Below are 23,470 nucleotides of genomic sequence, written 5' to 3' on the forward strand. Positions count from 1 at the left end.
TCACGGTTTGGCCAGTTGAAATTGCTGTGCAATTGGCACAGATTGGTAACAAACAACTACAACAAAGACTTCGCCTGTCGTCCTGCCGGTTTTTTCTACCGGTCTGACAGACTTACCCTCAAAGCCTGTGGGAAAGTGGCGCAAGTTCAAGACCAAGGGGTCGCTGTTTGAAAAAGCGTCTGTTCATCACGGGTCTCAGTGGCTTCGTGGGACAACATATTCAGTCACGTCTGACCTTGCCCGATTCGTCGTGGGAGCTGCTGCCTGCCGCATCGCCCTACGACCTCACGGATGCCGGCAGCCTCAGCGACCTGTGGCCGCAGATGCCCGACGCGGTGATTCATCTGGCCGGGCAGACCTTCGTCCCCGAAGCCTTCCGCGATCCGGCCCGCACCCTCGATATCAATGTTTTTGGCACCCTCAATCTCTTGCAGGCGCTCAAGGCTCGCGGCTTCGCCGGCACCTTCCTGTACGTCAGCTCCGGCGACGTTTATGGCCAGGTGGCCGAAAGCGATCTGCCGATCACCGAACAACAACCGCCCTGCCCGCGCAACCCTTACGCGGTGAGCAAACTCTCGGCAGAGTTTCTCAGCCTGCAATGGGGCCTGAGCGAGCACTGGCCGGTGCTGGTGGCGCGCCCGTTCAACCATATCGGCACCGGGCAGAAAGACAGCTTTGTCATCGCCAGCGCTGCGCGCCAGATCAGTCGCATCAAACAAGGCCTGCAAGCGCCGCAACTGGAAGTCGGCGACATCGACGTGACGCGTGATTTCCTCGATGTCGGCGATGTCGTATCGGCCTACTTCGCGCTGCTCGAAAAAGGCCAGCCGGGGCAGGTCTACAACATCTGCTCGGGGCGCGAGCAAAGCATCCGCAGCCTGATCGAGCAGTTGGCGGATCTGGCCGAAGTCGAGATGCAACTGGTTCAGGACCCGGCGCGCATGCGTCGCGCCGATCAGCGCCGCGTTTGCGGCAGCCACGCAAAACTGGCCAAAACCACAGGATGGGCGCCAGACATCACCACACAACAATCCCTGCGGGCGATCCTGTCCGACTGGGAGACGCGAGTACGACAAGAATGACAAAAAGTGCACTGATCACAGGGATCACCGGCCAGGACGGCGCGTATCTAGCCAAATTGTTGCTCGACAAGGGCTACAAGGTTTATGGCTTCGTGGCACGGCGCAGCAGCGATTCGCGCTGGCGCCTGCGCGAAATGGGCGTCGAAGCCGACATTGTCTATCTGGACGGTGACATGGCCGATGCCTGCTCGGTACAACGTGCGGTCATTCAATCGGCTCCGGACGAAATCTATAACCTCGCCGCGCAGAGTTTCGTCGCCGCGTCGTGGAATCAACCGGTGACCACCGGCATCGTCGATGGCCTGGGCGTTACTCATATCCTCGAAGCGATCCGCCAGTTCAGCCCGCACACCCGCTTCTATCAGGCCTCGACCAGTGAAATGTTTGGTCTGATCCAGGCTGAGCAACAGGACGAGAACACCCCGTTCTACCCGCGCAGCCCATACGGCGTGGCGAAACTGTATGGCCACTGGATCACCGTCAACTACCGCGAAAGTTTCAACCTGCACGCCAGCAGCGGCATCCTGTTCAACCACGAATCGCCGCTGCGTGGCATCGAGTTCGTCACCCGCAAGGTCACCGATGCCGCCGCCCGCATCAAACAGGGCAAACAGCAGGAGCTGGCCCTGGGCAACATCGACGCCAAACGCGACTGGGGGTTCGCCGGCGACTACGTCGAAGCCATGTGGCTGATGCTGCAACAAGACAAGCCAGACGATTTTGTGGTCGCCACCGGTGTCACCACCACGGTGCGGGAAATGTGCCGTATCGCCTTCGATCACGTCAGCCTCAACTACCGCGACTACGTGAAGATCGACCCGGCGTTCTTCCGCCCGGCTGAAGTCGAAGTGCTGCTCGGCAACCCGGCCAAGGCTCAGCGCGTGCTGGGCTGGAAGCCGAAAACCGACCTGGATACCTTGATCCGCATGATGATGGATGCGGACATGAAACGCGTCGCCAAGGAGTAGGCCATGCTGATCCCCGTGATTCTGTCCGGCGGTGCCGGCACCCGTTTGTGGCCGGTGTCCCGCGAGGGCCATCCCAAGCCGTTCATGACCCTGCCCGACGGCCAGTCGCTGCTGGGCAAGACTTACCAGCGTGCAGCAGGGTTGCTGGACGGCTGGGGCGACATCGTCACGGTGACCAATCGCGAGTACTACTTCCAGAGCAAGGATCACTATTGCGCCGCCCACGTGTCGCGCCATCGCGGGCACTTCCTGCTGGAACCGACCGGGCGCAACACTGCCCCGGCCATTGCCGCCGCCGCCCTTTCGCTGCAAGCGCTGCATGGCGACGACGCGATCATGGTGGTGATGCCCGCCGACCATTTGATCGTCAATCAGGACGCACTCAAAACGGCCGTCGAGCACGCGGTGAATCTGGCCAGGGACGGTTATCTGGTGACCTTCGGTGTGCTGCCGACGGCGCCGGAAACCGGCTTCGGCTACATCGAAACCGGTGCGCCGCTAGATGCAAAAGGCGCGGCCAAGGTGCAGCGCTTCGTGGAAAAGCCCGACCTGCAAACCGCCACGCATTACCTGGAGAGCGGCAACTTCCTGTGGAACTCGGGCATGTTCTGCTTCACCACCGCGACCGTGCTTGCCGAGCTGCAACTGCACGCGCCAGAACTGCTGGAGCAGACCCGCGCCTGCATGGCCGCAAGCGCCCCGGTGGAAACCGTCGGCTGCCTGCAACAGGAACTGTCGCCCGCGCTATTCGCTGAAATCACCGACATTTCCATCGACTATGCGTTGATGGAACGCTCGGGAAAAGTCGTGGTGGTGCCCGCCGGTTTCGACTGGAGCGATATCGGTTCGTGGGGGGCGGTGGCCGCACTGGTGCCGGCCGATGCCGACAACAACCGCGCCAGCGGCGAAGCGATTTTCATCGACAGCCACAACAACTTCGTCCAGAGCGAAGGCCGGCTGGTAGCCGCCGTCGGTGTGGATAACCTGATCATCGTCGACACCGCCGACGCCGTGCTCGTGGCCCATGCCGACCGTGCGCAGGACGTGCGCCGCGTGGCCAAGCAGCTCAAGGACAAATCCCACGAAGCCTATCGCCTGCACCGTACGGTCAGCCGCCCATGGGGCACCTACACCGTTCTGGAAGAAGGCCCGCGCTTCAAGATCAAACGCATCGTGGTCAAACCCGGCGGCAAGCTGTCGCTGCAAATGCACCATCACCGCAACGAACACTGGGTGGTGGTCGAAGGCATGGCCAAGGTCACCAATAATGGCACCGGTACACACTTGGTGGCCAAGAACGAATCCACGTTCATCGCTGCCGGCCACCGGCATCGCCTGGAAAACCCTGGCGTGATCGATCTGGTGATCATCGAAGTCCAAAGCGGCGAATACCTGGGAGAGGACGACATCGTCCGCTTCGAAGACCAATACGGCAGGACGGTTTGAATGCTGCTTTCCCTGTATCGCTCGCTGCACAGCTACCGTGGATTCATCCTTGGTAGCGTGCAACGAGAGTTTCAAGCACGTTACCGCAACTCGCTGTTCGGTGCTTTGTGGCCGATCTTCAATCCGCTATCGATGATCATTGTTTACACGGTGATCTTCTCGCACATCATGCGTGCCCGCCTGCCCGGCGTGGACGACAGCATGGCGTACAGCGTCTACCTCTGCGCCGGCCTGTTGGCGTGGGGGCTTTTTTCGGAGATCACCCTGCGCAGTCAGACCATGTTTCTGGACAACGCCAATCTGCTGAAGAAAATCAGCTTTCCGCGCATCTGTCTGCCGGTGATTGTGTTGATCAATGCCGGGATCAACTTCGCCATTATCATCGGGCTGTTTCTGGGCTTTTTGCTGGTGACTGGACGCTGGCCAGGCATGGCCTTGATGGCGTTGTTACCGTTGATAGCGCTGCAGATGATGTTCTGCGCAGGGCTGGGGATGGTTCTCGGCGTACTCAATGTGTTCTTCCGTGATGTCGGACAGCTCTTTGCCATCTGCTTGCAGTTCTGGTTCTGGCTGACGCCGATCGTGTACCCGATCAGCATTCTGCCGGAATGGGTGCAGCGTCTGCTGCAACTGAACCCGTTGACCAACCTGTTCAGCAGCTATCAGAACCTGTTTCTCTACGGTCAGTGGCCGGTCTGGAGTTCGCTGCTGCCGATCGCCATCACCGGGGCGGTCTTCTGCCTGATCGGGCTGCGGCTGTTTCGCCAGCGCGTCGGCGAAATGGTGGATGAACTCTGATGGGGCATATTCGCGTGACCGGCCTGAGCAAGGCCTACAAACAGTACCCCAACCGCTGGAGCCGACTGGCCGAGTGGCTGATCCCCTTCTCGCCCATCCGTCATCGCCAGCACTGGGTGCTGCAAGACGTCGAATTCGAAATCGCCCCCGGAGAAGCCGTGGGCATCGTCGGCGCCAACGGGGCTGGCAAAAGCACCTTGCTGAAGATGATCACCGGCACCACGCAGCCCACTGGCGGCAAGATCGAACTTGAAGGCCGTGTGGCGGCGTTGCTGGAGCTGGGCATGGGCTTTCACCCGGATTTTACCGGCCGGCAGAACGCGATCATGGCCGGCCAGTTGCTGGGAATGCAGCTCGAAGAAATCGAAGCACTGATGCCCGATATCGAGCACTTCGCCGAGATCGGCGATGCCATTGATCACCCGGTGCGCACCTACTCCAGCGGCATGCAAATGCGACTGGCGTTCAGCGTTGCCACCGCGCGGCGCCCGGACATTCTGATCGTTGATGAAGCGCTGTCAGTGGGCGACGCCTATTTCCAGCACAAAAGCTTCGAGCGCATCCGCAGCTTCCGCAAAGCCGGGACAACCCTGCTGATCGTGTCCCATGACCGCTCGGCCATTCAGTCGATCTGCGACTCGGCGATCCTGCTCAAGGACGGTCGTATGGCCATGTACGGCAAACCCGAAGCCGTGCTCGATTACTACAACGCATTGATGGCCGAACGCGAAGGTCAGGTGGTGCGCCAGGAAATGCTCGCCGGCGGTGAAGTGCAGACCGTTTCCGGCACCGGCGAAGCGGCGATTCTCGGCGTGCGCCTGCTCGATGAACACGATCACAGCATCGACGCCGCCGAGGTCGGGCAACCGGTGGTGCTGGAGGTACAGGTTGAAGTGCGCAAGGACATCGAGCGGCTGGTACTGGGCTTCATCCTCAAGGATCGGCTGGGGCAAATGATGTACGGCATCAACACTCACCGTCTGAACAAGGCGCTGACCGACCTGCATGCCGGTGAACGTTTTACTTACCGTTTCGCCTTCATCATGGGCCTTGGCAAGGGTAATTATTCGGTGTCGCTGAGCCTGTCGCGTCTGGATTCACACTTGGACCGCAACTTTGAATGGCGTGACTACGGCTTGGTGTTCCACGTAATCAACAATCGCAAGGAAGACTTCGTCGGTTGTTCATGGCTGGACGCGCAGACCACGATCACCCGTGATACGCCGGCCAGGATCACCGAGCGCGCGCCATGAGCCGAATGCTGGTGGAATGCACCCACGTATTCAAACACCCAGGGATCAACTCCGGGATACAGCGGGTGGTGCGCAATGTCATCAATCAACTGCCGCCGAGTGTCGACGGCGTTGAATGTTTGCCGGTCATTTTGCTCAACGGCCAACTCTATCGGGTGACCCGTCTGGCGCCGTTGGACACCCCGGGGTTCAACGCACTGGCGACCTTCGGCGAAAGGCTGCAACGCCTTGCCCATCGGTTCTGGCAATGGCATCAGCGAGTCGACGCCGACCGCACCTCGAAACTGGCGCGACGGCTCCTGTATGTCGGCTATCGCCTGACGGCGTTCGCTGCGTTCGGCCTGCCACTGCGCCTGATCAATCAGATCAACCGCACGCAGCTCCTCAAACGTTGTTCACCGCTGCAACACCGGCCGGGCGATCAACTGGTGCTGTTGGACTCGTCCTGGCATTCGGATTTTTTCGCCCACATCGAGCAGCTCAAACGCGACGGTGTCGGCATGATTGCGGTGATCTACGATTTGATCCCGCTGACTCACCCACAGTTTTACGACACACGTCTGGTCGAGGTCTTCAGCGAGTGGTTCGACTGGATCACCCGCACGGCCGATGGCTACATGGCGATTTCCGCCACGGTGCGTGATCAGGTGCGCGACGAACTGCAGCGGCGCATCGGCGTCGAGCAGACCAACAAGCGTTGGTTCGACTTTTTTCATCTGGGCAGTGAGCTCGATCTGCACAGCATCGAAACGACAGTCGACCCGCGCCTCAAGTCGTTGTTCGCCACACCTGAGCCGGTATTCCTGATGGTCAGCACCATCGAGCCGCGCAAGAACCACGCGTACCTGCTCGACGCCTTCGAACGCGCCTGGGCGGGCGGTTCAACCGCACGGCTGTGCATCGCCGGACGGGTCGGCTGGAAATGCGAAGCCCTGCTTGCCCGGGTGCGAAATCATCCAGAACTGAACCAGCGTTTGTTCATGTTCAACGACCTCAACGACACCAGCCTCGAACACGCCTATTCCCACGCTACTGCATTGGTATTCCCCTCGTTCGTCGAAGGCTTTGGTTTGCCACTGGTGGAAGCCATGCAGCGCGGCTTGCCGGCGATGGGCAGCGATATCGCGATATTTCGCGAAATCGGCGGCGAGTTCATGGCGTACTTCGATCTGCAGGATCCGCAAAACCTTGCCGACTTGATCACCGGATTCCAGCGCACCGGCCAGTTTCCCGCCGCCCGCGATGTCGCCGATTGGCAGTGGATCGGCTGGCGGGAAGCCAGTCTGCAACTGGCTGAACGCAGTGTCCGCAATGTCCTTCAAGCGCCAGCGGCGCCAGCGAGGCAACATGCGCATTGCCCTTAACGCACGGATCCTGCAAGCGCCGCGCACCGGCATCGGCCACTACGTCGCCGAGTTGGTCAACGCCTTGCGCAGCGAACCTGATATTGAAGTGACGTTGTTCCACGGCTGGGGCTGGAGTTCGGCGTTGCCGGAAGCCGCCATGCCCGGTTATTCGCGGCTGACGCCACTGCTGCGGCAGATTCCAGGGGCGTATCAGGCACGCCGCTGGCTGGAGCAGAAGCGCTTCGATCAGGGCCACGTGCAGGGCATCGACCTGTATCACGAGCCGAGCCTGTGGCCGCTGGCCTTCGACGGGCCGACCGTGATCACCCTGCACGACCTGACACATCTGCATTTTCCTGACACTCAGCCATTGCCACGCCTGAAGGAAATCGAGCGTCGCCTGTCCGTCGGCGTACAGCAGGCGCGGCTGATTCTGACGGACTCGCAAGCCATTGCCGACGAAGCTCAGGAACATTTCGGGCTGCCCGCCGAGCGTTTTGTCGTCGCGCCACTGGGCGTCGCCGAACGCTTCCATCCGCGTGAGGCGAACGCCATCGACGCCGTGCTCAAAGCACATGCCGTCAAGGCGCGGGAGTATTTTCTGTGTGTCGGCACGCTGGAGCCGCGCAAAAACCTGAGTCTGGCCTTGCGCGCCCATGCCCTGTTGCCGGAGGCGGTGCGCGAGCGCTTTCCGCTGCTGATCGTCGGCATGGCCGGTTGGCAGCGTGAACAGTTCAGCGACGAGCTGCGTCAGGCACTGGCCAGTGGGCATGTGTGCCTGCTCGGTTATCTGCCCGATGAACAAGTAGCGCAGTTGTTGGCCGGCGCCCGGGCGCTGATTTTTCCTTCGTTTTACGAAGGCTTTGGCCTGCCGGTGCTGGAAGCGATGGCCAGCGGCACACCGGTGGTGATCACCCGCTCTTCGGCCATGCCGGAAGTGGCGGGCGCTGCCGGCAACTATATTGAAGCTGACGATGCAGTCGGATTGCGTGACGTGATGAGCCGACTGATCGACGATCAAGCACATTGGCAGGTATGCCGAGAGGCCGGATTACAGCAGGCACGGCTTTTTTCCTGGGAGCGTTGCGCACAGGCCACGGCCGGTGCCTACCGCCAGGCCATGGGAGGTTGAATGCGAGTTCTTCATTTTTTCAAAACGTACCTGCCTGACTCGGTCGGCGGCATCGAACAAGTGATCTTCCAACTGTGCGAAAGCGGCGCCCAACACGGTATCGATGGCCAGGTCCTGACCCTCAGCGCCGACCCGAATCCGCCGGTTGTGCAACTCGGTCAACACGAAGTCCACCGGGCCAGACTCGACATCCAGTTCGCCTCCACCGGATTTTCCTGGAGCGTGTTCAAGCAGTTTCGCGAGATGGCCGCCGAGGCCGACGTGGTCAATTACCACTTTCCGTGGCCGTTCATGGACCTGGTGCATTTCGCCAGTGCCACGAAGAAACCGAGCGTGGTCACCTATCACTCGGACATCATCCGCCAGAAGCACCTGCTCAAACTCTACCGGCCATTGATGAACCGCTTCCTAGCCAGCGCCGACCGCATTGTCGCGGCCTCACCGAATTACCTGCACACCAGCGATGTATTGCAGCAGTTCCAAAACAAGACCCGAGTGATTCCATACGGCTTGAACAAGGCAGGTTATCCACAGGCCGATAGTGAGCGCATGAACCGTTGGCGCCAGCAGCTTGGGGATAAGTTTTTCCTGTTTGTCGGGGTGATGCGTTATTACAAAGGCCTGCATATCCTGCTCGATGCCTTGAAAGATGTGGACTACCCGGTAGTGATCGTTGGCGCCGGCCCGCTGGAGCAGGAACTGCACGCCCAAGCGGCAGCGCTGGGCCTGCGCAACATTCATTTCCTCGGACGTCTGGGTGATGAGGACAAGGTCGCGTTGCTGCAATTGAGCTACGCCATTGTCTTCCCGTCGCACCTGCGCTCCGAAGCCTTCGGTATCTCGCTGCTCGAAGGCGCGATGTACGGCAAACCGATGATCTCCAGCGAGATCGGCACCGGCACCAGCTACATCAATATCCACAACGAAACGGGTCTGGTCGTGCCACCCAGTAATCCACAGGCCTTTCGCGAGGCGATGCGCACATTATGGGAAAACCCGCTGCGTGCGGCAGAGATGGGGGTGAAGGCAGAGGCCCGCTATCGGCAGTTATTCTCAGCCGATGAAATGGGCCGCAAATGGACGGAGCTGTATCAGGAGTTGCTGGAAGAAAAATCGCTGTCCTATGCCTGATTACACGGGATCAGGTTTAAAGATCCAGCACCAGCGGCTGCTCACTCTGCGCCGGCACCGCACAGCAAATCAGCACATGTCCCGCCTCAGGTATTTCGGCCGGTACCTGTGGATAATTCACCGCGCCACTGACCAGCCGCGTCTTGCAGGTGCCGCACGAACCACCGCGGCAACTGAACTCCGGACGCAATCCGCGACTTTCCGCCAGCTCCAGCAAACTGCCGCCATCCGGTTGCCAGCGTGCTTCCTTGGCTGAACGCTCGAATACCACTGGCACCGATTGGGTGGCAGCCGGTGGTTGCTCAATGACGATCGCGTCCGCATCGGCACGCCGCTTGAGCGTCGAGGGGCCGAAGGTTTCGGCGTGAATCTGCGCGTCGCGCACATCCAACTCGCGCAAACTGTCGTACAGGCCTTGGGTGAAAGCGCCGGGGCCACACAGAACAAAGTCGATCTGATCGTAATCCTCGACCTCCAGCAGATTCCTCAGCACCGCTTCATCGAGGCGCCCGTGCAGGTCGAAATCCTCGCCCTCGTGCGCATCCGCTTCCGGCTGACTGAGCAAACGCAGGACCCGCACCGCATCACCAGCACTTTCCAGCAGACGATCCAGTTCCTTGCGAAACGGCTGATCGGCCAGGCTGCGCGAACTCTGCAACAACCACGTCGGACGAATCCTGCGCGTGCGCAAACCCTGATAAATCACCTCACGCAGCATCGACAGTATCGGCGTGATACCGACCCCGGCCGCCAACAACACCAGCGGCCGGCGCTCCAGTGGCGCCACGGTGAAATGCCCTTGCGGCGCGCGCGCCTCCAGCACATCACCCACTTGGATCTGCTCATGCAGATGGTTCGACACGCGCCCCTCGCGCTTCACACTGATGCGATAGAAACCATCCGATGGCGCACTCGACAGGCTGTAAGTGCGGATGTGTACTTCGCCGTCGAGGGTAAACCGCAGTGGCAGATGCTGGCCCGCGAGAAACACCGGCAAACCGGCACCATCGTCCGGCTCCAGGTATATCGAGCGAATGTGGCGGCTCTCCATTTCAATCTTTGCTACCCGCAACGGCCGCCACTGGTTGCCCAAAGCCTGCGCTTGCAAACGCGCGTCGGCCTCAGCCCAATTGCCGGTCAACAGACTGGTGGGCGACATGCCGTCGAAGCGCCAGCGCAAGGCCAGTGCCGCCGGACGCCGCACCAGTTTCTCCACATCGAATGTCCACAGCCGCTCCGCGCCCTGAAACGCCTCGATCTGCGGCCCTTCCAGAATGATTTCGGTGCGCCCGCTGAGCTGCAACAGATCGCCTGTGGAAAAGTCGATGAACAGCAGGCCGGCCTTGGGGTTGAGCAGTAAATTGCCGAGGGTGTTGAAGTGCAGGTTGCCGGCAAAGTCGGGGATGGTCAGGCGATTGCCTTCCACCCGCACAAAACCGGCCTGGCCGCCTCGGTGGGAAACGTCCACAGCACGCTGGCCGTCGGCGTCCACATAACTGGCGACAAAGAACGTGTCGGCGCCTTCGATCAGGGTGATGGCCGCGTCATCAAGCGCATCGGAATGCTGAGCAGGCCGGGTCTGCGGATCGCTCAGCGGGACGCGCTGGAATTGACGCAACTGGATGTATTGCGGGCAGTTGCCGAACGCTTGATCGACGCTCACCTCGAAACCGTCGGTGCCGAGATGATCGACATGGCCATTAAGGCGATTGCGCCGACGGGTGTGCAGTTCGATGCCGAGCAATCCGATAGGCTCGCCGTTACGCAACTGCGCCGGATCATCGGCAGCAGGCAGACTTGCGAAGTGCAGATGCTCAGGATCGGGCGAATGGGCAAACCCCGGCGCGCCTTCGAGCACACTGGCCCAAGGACGACCGTCAGCATCGACCGCGCCGTACACCATGAAAGGCAGTTGCTGATAGAACTCGCGGTGCTGATCCGGCATCCAGGTGCGAATCACCTTACGCCCAAAAGCCTCCATGCGTTCGGCAACACCGACATGGGCCTGCAATTGTTGCTCGCCAGCGTGCCACGGTGAACGTTCCATCACGACCTCTCCTCTGCGCCGTCGGCACAATGTGAATTGCGAGCATCAGACTGAAGTTTGCAGACCGGCGACGGTGCGCGGCATCGCGACAAAACCGGGCAGCGCTTCGATTCGAGCCAGCCAGGCGCGCACGTTGCCGTAGTCATCCAGCGATACGTTGCCTTCCGGCGCGTGGGCGATATAACTGTAGGCCGAAACGTCGGCGATGGTCGGCTCGCTGCCCGCCAGATAGGGCGTATTGCCCAACTCGACGTCCATCACCTTGAGCAGGTTGTGTGCCCGGGTGATCACCTCTTCAGCATTGAAATTCGCGCCGAACACCGTGATCAACCGCGCCGCCGCCGGACCAAAAGCAATCGGCCCAGCCGCTGCCGACAACCAGCGCTGTACCCGTGCGGCACCCACCGGATCGCTTGGCAACCAACGACCTTCACCGTACTTTTGCGCCAGATAGACCAGAATCGCGTTGGAATCAGCCAGCACCACGCCATTGTCATCAATGGCCGGCACCTGACCGAAACTGTTGATGGCGAGATAGGCAGGTTGTTTGTGCTCACCTTTGGCCAGATCAACAAAGATCAGCTCGGTCGGCAGTTGCAACAGGGACAACATCAGCTCTACCCGGTGGGCATGGCCGGAACGGGGAAAGTTGTAGAGTTTGATCGCTTGCATGGTCGACTCCGCTGGATGATCGCACTGCCCGAGGGTGGCAGCGCCGATGGAAGCCATCTTCCACCTATCTTCGAAGCAACAGAATCACCAGCATTCGCAATCGATTATTTCTTCTCGTGCAATAACGCTGCGTTTTTCAGCGCCGGATGCTCACGCAGAGCGTTCACGGTGAAATCAACAAAACTGCGCACCCGCGCCGGCGCCTTGCGCCCCCCCTGATACACCACATGGATCGGCAGCGGTGGCAGTTCGAATTCCGCGAGGACGATTTCCAGTTCGTCGGCCGCGACCTTGCTCGCCACTTGATAGGACAGCACTCGAGTCAGCCCCAGCCCCAGACATGCAGCCGTGATCGCGGCCTGATTGGCGGTGACCACCAAGCGCGGCTCGGGACGCACGATCAGCGGTTCACCTTGCTCCAGAAACGGCCAGTTCCGCATCTGGCCGGTGGCCGAAGTCGCCACCACGGACAAACCGGCCAACGCCTGAGGATGGTTGGGCCGGCCGTGATCTGCCAAGTATTGCGGCGAACCACAGACCACTCTCCGGACTTCACCCACGCGAATCGCATGCTGATTGCTGTCCGCGAGCTCGCCGATACGCACGGCTACATCGATGCCCTCTTCAACCATGCTGACGACCCGGTCAACCAACACGGCGTTGATCGAAACGTCCGGATACTGCGCCAGATAACCCGCCATCACCGGGGTAACGAACAACTCGCCGAACAACACCGGCGCCGTCACCGTCAATTGCCCACGGGGCTGGGCGTGACTGCCCGCCGCGGAATCCTCGGCTTCCTGCACCTCGGCGAGAATTCGTCGACAGTCCTCCAGATAACGCTGCCCCGCTTCGCTCAGATGCACACTGCGGGTGGTACGGATCAGCAACTGCGTACCGATCCGCTGCTCCAGCGCTGCTACCGCGCGGGTGACACTGGCGGCCGACAGGCCGAGGCGCCGCGCGGCTGCGGAAAAACCCTGGTCCTGGGCGACGGCGGCGAATACCTGCATTTCCTGGAAGCGATCCATGACTCAACTCCTATACAGCCGCAGTCATCCGTTGATGCAAGTCAGGGAACAAAAGCTGGGCAAACCAAATTGGTAACCCGGGATACAGATCGCGCGCCTTTGGTGTCGCGCTTTCGACCAACCCCAGCTGTACCAGACTTTTCAACTGATCCGTTGCCACCCGATCTGACAGTCCGGTGAATATCTTGAAATCCGCTCGGCTCAACGTCCCCTGAGTCAGCAGAACATGCAGTGCACGAGCAACCTCCGGTTTGATCCCGGCCAGCTTTATGCGCTCATCCCACACGAAAATGGTGTGCAGCCGTTCGCGCATGTTCGCTATGTTCAGTGCGCGTTCGGTGTACCGCATCTGATCCAGGCAGGTTTCCAACATGAAGCCGACAAACTCGAACAGACCTGCCTGAGTCAGTTGCCCTCGCCCATCCAGGTCGCCGCGGCGCGGTTTGTCGGCGTTGGCCAATCGTGCGTAATAAGTTTCTTGTTCACGAGCGAGCCCACGGGATAAAGACCACAGGGGCGAAACCAGCCCCAGCTTTTGCAACTGCAAGTGGGTTAGCAGTCTGACTGTGCGTCCGTTTCCATCCACGAATGGATGTACCCATGCCAAACGGTGGTGATAAGCCATTACCGAGAGCAACCGGCTCCGCGCGTCTGGTAGACGACCATATACCTGCTGCATACGAACCAGCATGGGACCGACGGATTGGCAGGGTGGCGCTGCATGATTGCCCACCAGAACCTCTCGAAGCGCAACATCACGCAATTGACCTGGCACCAATTGAGAGCCGTCACCAAGCCTCAACTGTTCATCGCTGGCACCATGGAAGAGACGCCTGTGCAGGCGCGCAACAAATGCAGGGCTGAACAAGGTATCCCAAGCCAGATCCCGGTGAACGGCCAAGGCTCTTTCGAAAGACTGCTGCGTACCGATGTGTGTCATTGCAAGCTCTGTCAGCTCTTTGCGATGGCGCTTGGGAGCAGTCGGAGCCAGTGTCACCGGCTCGGTGAATTGGCCTTCTATCAAGTTGCTATAGAAGCTGCTGGTCACGCGCAGCAAACCGCCAACCCGTTGCAACATCGACGGAGCAACCATTGCACTGAGTTTTCCAGCCTGGAATGGTACCTGCTCAGCCAACTGCAATATTTCACTAGGAAATACCGGCATCAGCGGCTCTAGCCAGTGATTCCCAATCGTCGACTCAGTGCTCATTGGATCTCCAGAATCGCGGATTTTATTGCGGATTCAAGAGTACGCTCTAAGCCTCTATTTACATAGCCTAGCGTTGCGTAGGGGGTTTCTGAAATAGTAGTAGTTCGCGGATTTTATTGCGGATTTTATGAAGGGTATGGCTGCATTGAGTCCAGTGTCCTACACAAGAGCGCGAAAGCTCGCACTCTTGTGTAGGGGCGATTACTCCACCGTCACCGACTTCGCCAGGTTACGCGGCTGATCAACGTCCGTACCCTTGAGCACAGCAACGTAGTACGACAGCAGTTGCAGCGGAATGGTGTAGAGGATCGGCGAGAGGATGTTGTGGATATGCGGCATTTGCACGACGTGGGTGCCTTCGCCGTTGGTCATCCCGGCTTTTTCGTCAGCGAACACGATCAGTTCGCCACCACGGGCGCGGACTTCCTGCAGGTTGGACTTGAGCTTCTCCAACAGTTCGTTGTTCGGCGCCACAGTGACTACTGGCATGTCGTTATCCACAAGCGCCAGCGGGCCGTGTTTCAACTCGCCCGCCGGGTAGGCTTCGGCGTGGATGTAGGAGATTTCCTTGAGCTTCAAGGCACCTTCCATCGCCACCGGGAATTGTGCGCCGCGACCGAGGAACAGGGTGTGGTTCTTCTCGGCGAACAGTTCGGCGACTTTTTCCACAGTACTGTCCATCGCCAGCGCTTCGCCCAGACGTGTCGGCAGGCGACGTAGCTCTTCCACCAGCGTGGCCTCAACGCCTTTTGCCAGACTGCCACGTACTTGGCCCAACGACAGGGTCAGCAACAACAGGCCAACCAGTTGCGTGGTGAAGGCCTTGGTTGAAGCCACGCCGATTTCGCGACCGGCCTGGGTCAGCAGGGTCAGATCGGATTCGCGCACCAGCGAACTGATGCCAACGTTGCAGATCGCCAGGCTGGCGAGGAAGCCCAGCTCTTTAGCGTTGCGCAACGCGGCCAGGGTGTCGGCGGTTTCGCCGGACTGGGAGATGGTGACGAACAGGGTGTCCGGCTGCACCACCACTTTGCGGTAGCGGAATTCGCTGGCGACTTCGACCTGGCAAGGGATGCCGGCCAGTTCTTCAAGCCAGTAACGCGCAACCATGCCGGCGTGGTAGCTGGTGCCACAGGCGACGATCTGCACGTTGCGTACTTTGGCGAACAGCTCGGCGGCTTGCGGGCCGAAGGCTTGCACCAAGACTTGATCGTTGCTCAGACGACCTTCAAGGGTGCGCTGCACCACCGCCGGCTGCTCGTGGATTTCCTTGAGCATGTAGTGGCGGAATTCGCCTTTGTCGGCGGCTTCAGCACCGTCGCTGTATTGCACAGTCTGGCGCTCTACGGCGTTGCCGTTCACGTCCCAGATCTGCACGTTATCGCGGCGAATTTCGGCGATATCGCCTTCTTCCAGATACATGAAGCGGTCTGTGACCTGACGCAGAGCCAGTTGATCGGAAGCGAGGAAGTTCTCACCCAGACCCAGACCGATCACCAGCGGGCTACCACTGCGGGCGGCGACCAGGCGATCAGGCTGCTTGGCATTGATCACTGCCAACCCGTAGGCACCGTGCAGCTCTTTGACGGTGGCCTTGAGGGCGACGCTGAGGTCAGGCTGCGCCTTGAGCTTTTCGCTTAGCAGGTGGGCGATGACTTCGGTATCGGTGTCCGAAGTGAATACGTAGCCCAGGGCTTTCAGTTGCTCACGCAGGGCTTCGTGGTTTTCGATGATGCCGTTGTGCACCACGGCGATGTCGCCGGAGAAATGCGGGTGCGCGTTGCGCTCGCACGGGGCACCGTGGGTTGCCCAACGGGTGTGGGCAATACCGAGACGGCCAACCAACGGATGCTCGGCCAATGCCGCTTCCAACTCGCTGACCTTACCCGGACGGCGCATGCGCTCGAGGGTTTCGTCGTTGGTGTACACCGCCACACCGGCGCTGTCATAGCCGCGGTATTCAAGGCGCTTGAGGCCTTCGAGCAAGATGGCGGTGATATTACGTTCAGCAACTGCGCCGACAATTCCACACATGCTTATTTCTCCTGACTGACAGCCGCGCAAATCACGGTGATACCGCGGGCCTGAATCTGATCGCGTGCATCAATGGGCAGGCGATCATCGGTAATGAGGGTATGGACGCTGCTCCATGGCAGCTCCAGGTTGGGAATCTTGCGGCCGATCTTGTCGGCTTCGACCATCACGATCACTTCACGCGCCACTTCAGCCATCACCCGGCTCAGGCCAAGCAATTCGTTGAACGTGGTGGTACCGCGCACCAAATCGATCCCATCGGCGCCGATAAACAATTGGTCGAAGTCGTAGGAGCGTAGTACCTGCTCTGCAACCTGGCCCTGGAAGGATTCCGAATGCGGGTCCCAAGTGCCGCCGGTCATCAGCAGCACGGGCTCGTGTTCGAGTTCGCTCAAGGCATTGGCCACGTGCAGGGAGTTGGTCATGACCACCAGACCCGGCTGCTGGCCGAGTTCGGGAATCATGGCAGCGGTGGTGCTGCCGCTGTCGATGATGATGCGCGCGTGTTCGCGGATGCGTTTCACCGCTGCGCGGGCGATGGCCTGTTTGTACTTGGAAACGCTTTGGGCAGTCTCCGCGACCAGTTCCTGAGGCATGGTGATCGCCCCGCCGTAGCGGCGCAGCAACAGACCATGGCTCTCAAGCGCGGCGAGATCCTTGCGAATCGTAACTTCGGAGGTTTCGAAGCGCTTGGCCAGTTCGTCCACACTGACTTCGCCCTGCTCGTTGAGCAAGGCGAGAATATTGTGGCGGCGTTGCGGCGTGTTGCGTTTCGACATGGCGGCGGCTTAAGTTTCGATTCGAAAGATAACGGAAGCAATCAAAACCTATCGGCTATGAATCGTCAACCCGGAAGACAAAAAAAATCGCAGCCACCGGTCAGCTCCGTTGAAGAGCTGCCGAATGCTGCGATCTATTGATCTTTAAACGGCTGTGGATAACTCAGCCCTTCTTGATCTTCTCAGGCCGCTTCCAGCCATCAATATTCTTCTGCCGTGCGCGACCGACGGCCAACTGTGCGTTATCCACATTCTGTGTGATGGTCGAACCGGCCGCGGTGGTCGCACCGTTCGAGATACCCACAGGCGCTACCAACGAGTTGTTTGAACCGATGAAGACATCCTCGCCCAGCACGGTTTTCCACTTATTGGCGCCATCGTAGTTGCAGGTGATGGTGCCAGCACCAATGTTGGTGCGCGCACCGATTTCGGCGTCACCCAAGTACGTCAGGTGTCCGGCCTTGGCGCCTTCGCCCATGTGAGCGTTTTTAAGCTCAACAAAGTTACCCACATGGGCACGGGCATCCAGCACAGTACCCGGACGCAGGCGAGCAAACGGACCGGCATCACTGCCCTCACCCAGAATCGCGCCTTCGATGTGAGAATTCGCCTTGATCACCACGCCTTTGCGCAGGGTGCTGTCCTTGATCACACAGTTAGGGCCAATGATCACGTCGTCTTCAATGACCACGTTACCTTCGAGGATCACGTTGATATCGATCAGCACGTCGCGACCAACGGTGACTTCGCCGCGCACGTCGAAGCGCGCCGGGTCGCGCAGAGTGACGCCTTGTGCCATCAGGCGACGACCGGCGCGCAATTGGTAATGACGCTCCAGTTCGGCCAGTTGCTTGCGGTCGTTGGCGCCCTGCACTTCCATCGGATCGTGCGGTTGCTCGGTGGCTACCACCAGACCGTCACTGACCGCCATTTCGATGACGTCGGTGAGGTAGTACTCGCCCTGTGCGTTGTTGTTCGACAGGCGGCTCATCCAGTCGGCCAGACGATTGGCCGGTACCGCGAGAATACCGGTGTTGCCTTCGGTGATCGCGCGTTGCGCTTCGCTGGCATCTTTATGCTCAACGATTGCAGCGACCTTGCCCTCAGCGTCTCGGACGATGCGGCCGTAGCCCGTTGGATCGTCCAGTTCGACAGTCAGCAAACCCATCTGCCCTGGCACAACGTGTTTGAGCAGGCGTTGCAGGGTTTCGACTTCGATCAGCGGCACGTCACCGTAAAGAATCAGCACGGTGTCGGCAGTAATGAACGGCACGGCCTGAGCAGTGGCGTGACCCGTGCCCAATTGTTTGTCCTGCAGCACGAAATTCAAATCGTCAGCCGCCAGACGTTCACGCACCACATCGGCACCGTGACCAATAACTACGTGAATACGCAGTGGATCAAGCTGGCGGGCGCTGTGGATAACATGACCCAGCATGGAATCGCCGGCAATCGGATGTAGCACTTTCGGCAATGCCGAGCGCATACGAGTGCCTTGACCGGCCGCGAGGATAACGATTTCGAGAGACATGACTGGCTACCAATCCTGGGTGGTCAGCAACTGCGACCGGGGTTGTTAAAATCGGAAAAGAAAAAAGGGTAGCCGAGGCTACCCTTTTTTATCAATCACACAACAAGTGGCTGACGAATTAACCGCCAAACTTCTTGCGGATCTGTTGGACGGTGCGCAGCTGAGCTGCAGCCTCGGCCAGACGTGTGGCAGCGGCGCCGTAATCGAAGTCCGCGCCTTTTTCGTTCAGGGCATTCTCGGCAGCCTTGAGAGCTGCTTGAGCCTGAGCTTCATCCAGGTCGGCAGCACGTTGCACGGTGTCGGCAAGAACCTTGACCATGTTCGGCTGAACCTCGAGGAAACCGCCGGAGATGTAGAACACCTCGGCTTCCCCGCCTTGCTTGATCAGGCGGATAGGACCCGGCTTGAGATTAGTGATCAGCGGCGCGTGACCCAGAGCGATACCAAGATCACCCAGTGCACCGTGCGCAATCACCATCTCGACCAGGCCGGAAAAGATTTCCCCTTCCGCGCTGACGATATCGCAATGGACTGTCATAGCCATCTGATTGCCTCAACCTAAATTAGCGCCCGTTGCCGGGCGCCGGGATTACAGTTTCTTGGCTTTCTCGATCGCTTCTTCGATGCCGCCAACCATGTAGAACGCTTGTTCTGGCAGGTGGTCGTAGTCACCGTTGAGGATGCCTTTGAAGCCAGCAATGGTGTCTTTCAGGGAAACGTATTTACCCGAAGCACCGGTGAAGACTTCAGCCACGAAGAACGGCTGCGACAAGAAGCGCTGGATCTTACGAGCACGGTTAACCAACTGTTTGTCGGCTTCCGACAGCTCGTCCATACCCAGGATCGCGATGATGTCTTTCAGCTCTTTGTAACGTTGCAGAACGTACTGGACGCCGCGAGCGGTGTCGTAGTGGTCCTGGCCGATTACGTTCGGATCCAGTTGGCGCGAAGTCGAGTCCAGTGGGTCTACTGCTGGGTAGATACCCAGGGAAGCGATGTCACGGGACAGAACGACCGTGGCGTCCAAGTGGGCGAAGGTGGTCGCTGGCGACGGGTCGGTCAAGTCGTCCGCAGGTACGTATACCGCTTGGATCGAGGTGATCGAACCTTCCTTGGTCGAAGTGATACGTTCTTGCAGAACGCCCATCTCTTCAGCCAGGGTCGGCTGGTAACCTACTGCCGAAGGCATACGGCCCAGCAGTGCGGATACTTCAGTACCGGCCAGGGTGTAACGATAGATGTTGTCGACGAACAGCAGAACGTCGTTACCTTCGTCACGGAACTTCTCGGCCATGGTCAGGCCGGTCAGTGCTACGCGCAGACGGTTACCCGGCGGCTCGTTCATCTGACCGTAAACCAGTGCCACTTTGTCCAGAACGTTGGAGTCCTTCATCTCGTGGTAGAAGTCGTTACCCTCACGAGTACGCTCACCCACACCGGCGAACACGGAATAACCGCTGTGCTCGATGGCGATGTTACGGATCAGTTCCATCATGTTTACGGTTTTGCCTACACCGGCACCACCGAACAGACCGACTTTACCGCCTTTGGCAAACGGGCAAACCAGGTCGATAACCTTGATGCCGGTTTCCAGCAGGTCGTTGCCGCCTGCCTGTTCAGCGAACGAAGGCGCTGGACGGTGAATGCCCCAACGCTCTTCGGTGTCGATCGGGCCAGCTTCGTCGATCGGGTTACCGAGGACGTCCATGATCCGGCCCAGAGTCGCTTTACCGACCGGTACGGAGATGGCTGCGCCAGAGTCGGTAACTTCCAGACCGCGCTTCAAGCCCTCGGTGGAACCCATCGCAATGGTGCGAACCACGCCGTCGCCCAGCTGTTGCTGAACTTCCAGAGTGGTTGCGGCCGCGCTTTGAACTGTCAGCGCGTTGTAGATGCTCGGTACGCTGTCGCGTGGAAATTCCACGTCGATAACGGCGCCGATGATTTGAACGATACGTCCGCTACTCATAGCTGGATCCTCTGAATATTTGAACCGTTAAACCGCGGCAGCGCCGCCGACGATTTCCGAGATCTCTTGGGTGATCGCAGCCTGACGCGCCTTGTTGTAGATCAGCTGCAAATCGCTGATCAAATCACCGGCGTTGTCGGTAGCGTTCTTCATCGCGATCATCCGCGCAGCTTGTTCAGCCGCGTTGTTCTCGACCACCGCCTGGTAGACCTGCGACTCGACGTAACGGACCATCAAGCCATCAAGCAGCTCTTTGGCATCCGGTTCGTAGAGATAGTCCCAGTGGTGCTTGAGATCCTGATCAGGGGTCGCCACCAATGGAATCAACTGCTCCACGGTAGGCTGTTGCGTCATGGTGTTGATGAACTTGTTGGACACCACGGACAGGCGGTCAATACGGCCGTCCAGGTAGGCATCCAGCATCACCTTGACGCTGCCGATCAGATCATTGATCGACGGCTCTTCACCCAGGTGGCTGATAGCTGCAACGACGTTACCGCCGAAGTTGCGGAAAAAGGCCGCACCCTTGCTACCAACGACACACAGATCAATCTCGACGCCGTTTTCGCGGTTTACCGCCATGTCCTTGACCAGGGCCTTGAACAGGTTGGTGTTCAAGCCGCCGCACAAACCACGGTCACTGCTCACGACGACATAACCAACACGCTTGATTTCGCGGTCGATCATGAACGGGTGGCGGTATTCCGGGTTGGCGTTGGCCAGATGCCCAATTACCTGGCGGATACGCTCCGCATAAGGACGGCTAGCAGCCATGCGCATTTGTGCCTTGCGCATTTTGCTGACCGCCACTTTTTCCATGGCGCTGGTAATCTTTTGCGTGCTTTTGATGCTCGCAATCTTACTGCGAATCTCTTTTGCGCCTGCCATGTAACACCTATCAGGTTAGCAAGCGGGAGCCTCGCGGCTCCCGCTGCGGCTTACCAGGTTTGGGTGGCCTTGAACTTCTCGATACCGGCTTTCATGCCAGCGTCGATTTCGTCATTGAAGTCACCTTTAACGTTGATCTTGGCCATCAAATCGGCGTGATCGCGGTTGAAGAAAGCGATCAGCGCTTGTTCGAAGCTGCCGATCTTGGCGATTTCAATGTCAGTCAGGAACCCACGCTCAGCGGCATACAGCGACAGCGCCATGTCAGCAATCGACATTGGTGCGTATTGCTTCTGCTTCATCAGCTCGGTAACGCGCTGACCATGCTCAAGTTGCTTACGGGTCGCTTCGTCCAGGTCAGAAGCGAACTGGGCGAATGCCGCCAGTTCACGGTACTGAGCCAGAGCGGTACGGATACCACCGGACAGCTTCTTGATGATCTTGGTCTGAGCGGCACCACCCACACGGGATACCGAAACACCGGCGTTCACTGCAGGGCGGATGCCCGAGTTGAACATGGCCGATTCCAGGAAGATCTGACCGTCGGTGATGGAAATCACGTTGGTCGGAACGAACGCGGAAACGTCGCCAGCCTGGGTTTCGATGATCGGCAGTGCGGTCAGGGAACCGGTTTTGCCGGTCACTGCGCCGTTGGTGAACTTCTCTACGTACTCTTCCGAAACGCGGGATGCGCGCTCCAGCAGACGGGAGTGGAGATAGAACACGTCGCCTGGGTAAGCTTCACGGCCTGGTGGACGGCGCAGCAGCAGGGAAATCTGGCGGTAAGCCACTGCTTGCTTGGACAGATCGTCATAAACGATCAGCGCGTCTTCACCGCGGTCGCGGAAGAATTCACCCATGGTGCAACCGGAGTACGGTGCCAGGAATTGCAGCGCAGGAGATTCCGAAGCACTGGCAGCCACGATGATCGTGTTGGCCAGGGCGCCGTTTTCTTCCAGCTTGCGAACCACGTTGGCGATGGTCGATTGCTTCTGACCGATCGCTACGTAGACGCAGAAAATGCCGCTGTCTTTCTGGTTGATGATCGCGTCGATCGCCAGAGCGGTTTTACCGATCTGACGGTCACCGATGATCAGCTCACGCTGGCCACGGCCGACAGGAATCATGGCATCGACAGCCTTGTAGCCAGTCTGTACAGGCTGGTCTACCGACTTACGCCAGATCACGCCTGGAGCAACTTTCTCGACCGCGTCGGTCTCGGTGTTGCCCAGTGGTCCTTTGCCGTCAACAGGGTTACCCAGTGCGTCGACTACGCGACCCAGCAGTTCCTTACCAACCGGAACTTCGAGGATGCGGCCAGTGCACTTGGCGCTCATGCCTTCAGCCAGAGACTGGTAGGAGCCCAATACAACGGCACCTACGGAGTCTTGCTCCAGGTTGAGGGCCATACCGTAGACGCCGCCCGGAAACTCGATCATCTCGCCGTACATTACGTCGGCCAGACCGTGAATCCGCACGATGCCGTCAGATACGCTGACGACAGTGCCTTCGTTACGGGCTTGGGAGGTCACATCGAGCTTGTCGATGCGGCCCTTGATAATTTCACTTATTTCGGAAGGATTGAGTTGCTGCATTGCTCTGCTGCCCCTTCAAACTCAAGATTTCAATGCTTCGGCAAGTTTCGCGATTTTGCCGCGAATCGAGCCATCGATAACCAGGTCGCCGGCGCGGATAACGACACCACCTATAAGGGCAGCATCCTCCGCAACTTGCAGGCGCACTTCCCGGTTGAGTCGTGCACTGAGAACCTTGGCGAGTTTGTCTTGCTGTTCTTGGTTCAATGCAAAAGCACTGGTTACTTCCACGTCTACCGATTTCTCTTGTTCGGCCTTGTACAGGTCGAAAAGAGCGGCGATCTCCGGCAGAAGCAGGAGACGGTCGTTTTCGGCAACGACGTTGATGAAGTTCTGTGCCTTGGCATCAAACTTGTCGCCGCACACGTCAATAAACGTGGCGGCCTTTTCTGCGCTCGTCAGTCGCGGGGCCTTGAGCACGCGCTGCATGGTGTCGTCTTGCGACACCGCTGCAGCCAGGCCGAGCATGGCTGACCAATTGGCCAGTTGCTGGTGGGCCTGAGCGTGCTCGAAGGCCGCCTTAGCGTAAGGTCGGGCCAACGTGGTCAGTTCTGCCAT

Annotated in this window: 20 protein-coding genes; 8 read left to right on the forward strand and 12 right to left on the reverse strand. The window is 59.2% G+C overall.

The annotated features are described in order from the left end of the window. Positions 1-167 precede the first annotated feature (167 nt). From IAI51_RS03480 to IAI51_RS03515, 8 genes are read left to right on the forward strand one after another with little or no spacing between them, the layout of a single operon-like run. The gene (locus IAI51_RS03480; RefSeq protein WP_187677217.1) at positions 168-1,082 is read left to right on the forward strand and encodes a GDP-mannose 4,6-dehydratase; all 915 of its coding nucleotides are present in this window, start codon (positions 168-170) and stop codon (positions 1,080-1,082) included. Beyond that, a complete protein-coding gene (gene gmd / locus IAI51_RS03485) occupies positions 1,079-2,050 on the forward strand; it encodes a GDP-mannose 4,6-dehydratase (RefSeq protein ID WP_187677218.1) in 972 nt (323 codons plus the stop codon). Before IAI51_RS03480 ends, gmd begins: the two co-directional genes overlap by 4 nt. 3 nt (positions 2,051-2,053) lie before the next feature. Next, positions 2,054-3,496 (forward strand): mannose-1-phosphate guanylyltransferase/mannose-6-phosphate isomerase, encoded by a 1,443-nt coding sequence (locus tag IAI51_RS03490; protein ID WP_187677219.1) that lies wholly within the window; start codon positions 2,054-2,056, stop codon positions 3,494-3,496. Continuing rightward, complete coding sequence (locus IAI51_RS03495; RefSeq protein ID WP_187677220.1) at positions 3,497-4,294, forward strand: ABC transporter permease; 798 nt, start codon at positions 3,497-3,499, stop codon at positions 4,292-4,294. Beyond that, complete coding sequence (locus tag IAI51_RS03500) at positions 4,294-5,547, forward strand: ABC transporter ATP-binding protein (protein ID WP_187677221.1); 1,254 nt, start codon at positions 4,294-4,296, stop codon at positions 5,545-5,547. Before IAI51_RS03495 ends, IAI51_RS03500 begins: the two co-directional genes overlap by 1 nt. Continuing rightward, positions 5,544-6,911 (forward strand): glycosyltransferase family 4 protein, encoded by a 1,368-nt coding sequence (locus tag IAI51_RS03505; protein ID WP_187677222.1) that lies wholly within the window; start codon positions 5,544-5,546, stop codon positions 6,909-6,911. The genes IAI51_RS03500 and IAI51_RS03505 overlap by 4 nt, the downstream gene beginning before the upstream one ends. Beyond that, positions 6,895-8,025, forward strand: coding sequence for a glycosyltransferase family 4 protein (locus tag IAI51_RS03510; protein WP_187677223.1), 1,131 nt, complete (start codon positions 6,895-6,897; stop codon positions 8,023-8,025). Before IAI51_RS03505 ends, IAI51_RS03510 begins: the two co-directional genes overlap by 17 nt. Continuing rightward, positions 8,026-9,156, forward strand: a complete 1,131-nt coding sequence (locus IAI51_RS03515) for a glycosyltransferase family 4 protein (protein ID WP_187677224.1) — start codon at positions 8,026-8,028, stop codon at positions 9,154-9,156. Between the two features lie 16 nt (positions 9,157-9,172). Here the strand turns inward: IAI51_RS03515 and IAI51_RS03520 are convergent, their stop codons facing one another. The 12 genes from IAI51_RS03520 to IAI51_RS03575 form a co-directional block, all read right to left on the reverse strand. Continuing rightward, complete coding sequence (locus IAI51_RS03520) at positions 9,173-11,203, reverse strand: pyridoxamine 5'-phosphate oxidase family protein (RefSeq protein ID WP_187677225.1); 2,031 nt, start codon at positions 11,201-11,203, stop codon at positions 9,173-9,175. Between the two features lie 45 nt (positions 11,204-11,248). Continuing rightward, complete coding sequence (locus IAI51_RS03525) at positions 11,249-11,875, reverse strand: glutathione S-transferase family protein (protein WP_187677226.1); 627 nt, start codon at positions 11,873-11,875, stop codon at positions 11,249-11,251. A 104-nt stretch (positions 11,876-11,979) separates the two neighbouring features. Further along, entirely contained in the window at positions 11,980-12,906 is a 927-nt protein-coding gene (locus IAI51_RS03530) for a LysR family transcriptional regulator (RefSeq protein ID WP_187677227.1), read from the reverse strand. 10 nt (positions 12,907-12,916) lie between these two features. Then, a complete protein-coding gene (locus tag IAI51_RS03535) occupies positions 12,917-14,116 on the reverse strand; it encodes a Fic family protein (protein ID WP_262410286.1) in 1,200 nt (399 codons plus the stop codon). 201 nt (positions 14,117-14,317) lie between these two features. Next, positions 14,318-16,150, reverse strand: coding sequence for a glutamine--fructose-6-phosphate transaminase (isomerizing) (gene glmS, locus IAI51_RS03540; protein ID WP_187677228.1), 1,833 nt, complete (start codon positions 16,148-16,150; stop codon positions 14,318-14,320). A gap of 2 nt (positions 16,151-16,152) precedes the next feature. Further along, a complete protein-coding gene (locus IAI51_RS03545) occupies positions 16,153-16,929 on the reverse strand; it encodes a DeoR/GlpR family DNA-binding transcription regulator (protein ID WP_064116539.1) in 777 nt (258 codons plus the stop codon). Between the two features lie 163 nt (positions 16,930-17,092). Beyond that, on the reverse strand, positions 17,093-18,460 hold the full coding sequence (glmU, locus tag IAI51_RS03550; protein WP_187677229.1) for a bifunctional UDP-N-acetylglucosamine diphosphorylase/glucosamine-1-phosphate N-acetyltransferase GlmU: 1,368 nt from the start codon (positions 18,458-18,460) through the stop codon (positions 17,093-17,095). A gap of 118 nt (positions 18,461-18,578) precedes the next feature. Beyond that, complete coding sequence (locus tag IAI51_RS03555) at positions 18,579-19,004, reverse strand: F0F1 ATP synthase subunit epsilon (protein ID WP_016772407.1); 426 nt, start codon at positions 19,002-19,004, stop codon at positions 18,579-18,581. A 45-nt stretch (positions 19,005-19,049) separates the two neighbouring features. Next, entirely contained in the window at positions 19,050-20,429 is a 1,380-nt protein-coding gene (gene atpD / locus IAI51_RS03560) for a F0F1 ATP synthase subunit beta (RefSeq protein ID WP_025112247.1), read from the reverse strand. Positions 20,430-20,456: 27 nt separating this feature from the next. Further along, positions 20,457-21,317: a F0F1 ATP synthase subunit gamma gene (gene atpG / locus IAI51_RS03565; protein WP_007911960.1), complete on the reverse strand. Its 861-nt coding sequence runs from the start codon at positions 21,315-21,317 to the stop codon at positions 20,457-20,459. Between the two features lie 50 nt (positions 21,318-21,367). Further along, positions 21,368-22,912, reverse strand: coding sequence for a F0F1 ATP synthase subunit alpha (atpA, locus tag IAI51_RS03570; protein WP_103302851.1), 1,545 nt, complete (start codon positions 22,910-22,912; stop codon positions 21,368-21,370). Between the two features lie 21 nt (positions 22,913-22,933). Then, complete coding sequence (locus IAI51_RS03575) at positions 22,934-23,470, reverse strand: F0F1 ATP synthase subunit delta (RefSeq protein WP_103396062.1); 537 nt, start codon at positions 23,468-23,470, stop codon at positions 22,934-22,936.

The sequence above is a fragment of the Pseudomonas sp. N40(2020) genome (assembly GCF_014472415.1).
In the GTDB taxonomy this organism is placed as follows: Bacteria; Pseudomonadota; Gammaproteobacteria; order Pseudomonadales; family Pseudomonadaceae; genus Aquipseudomonas.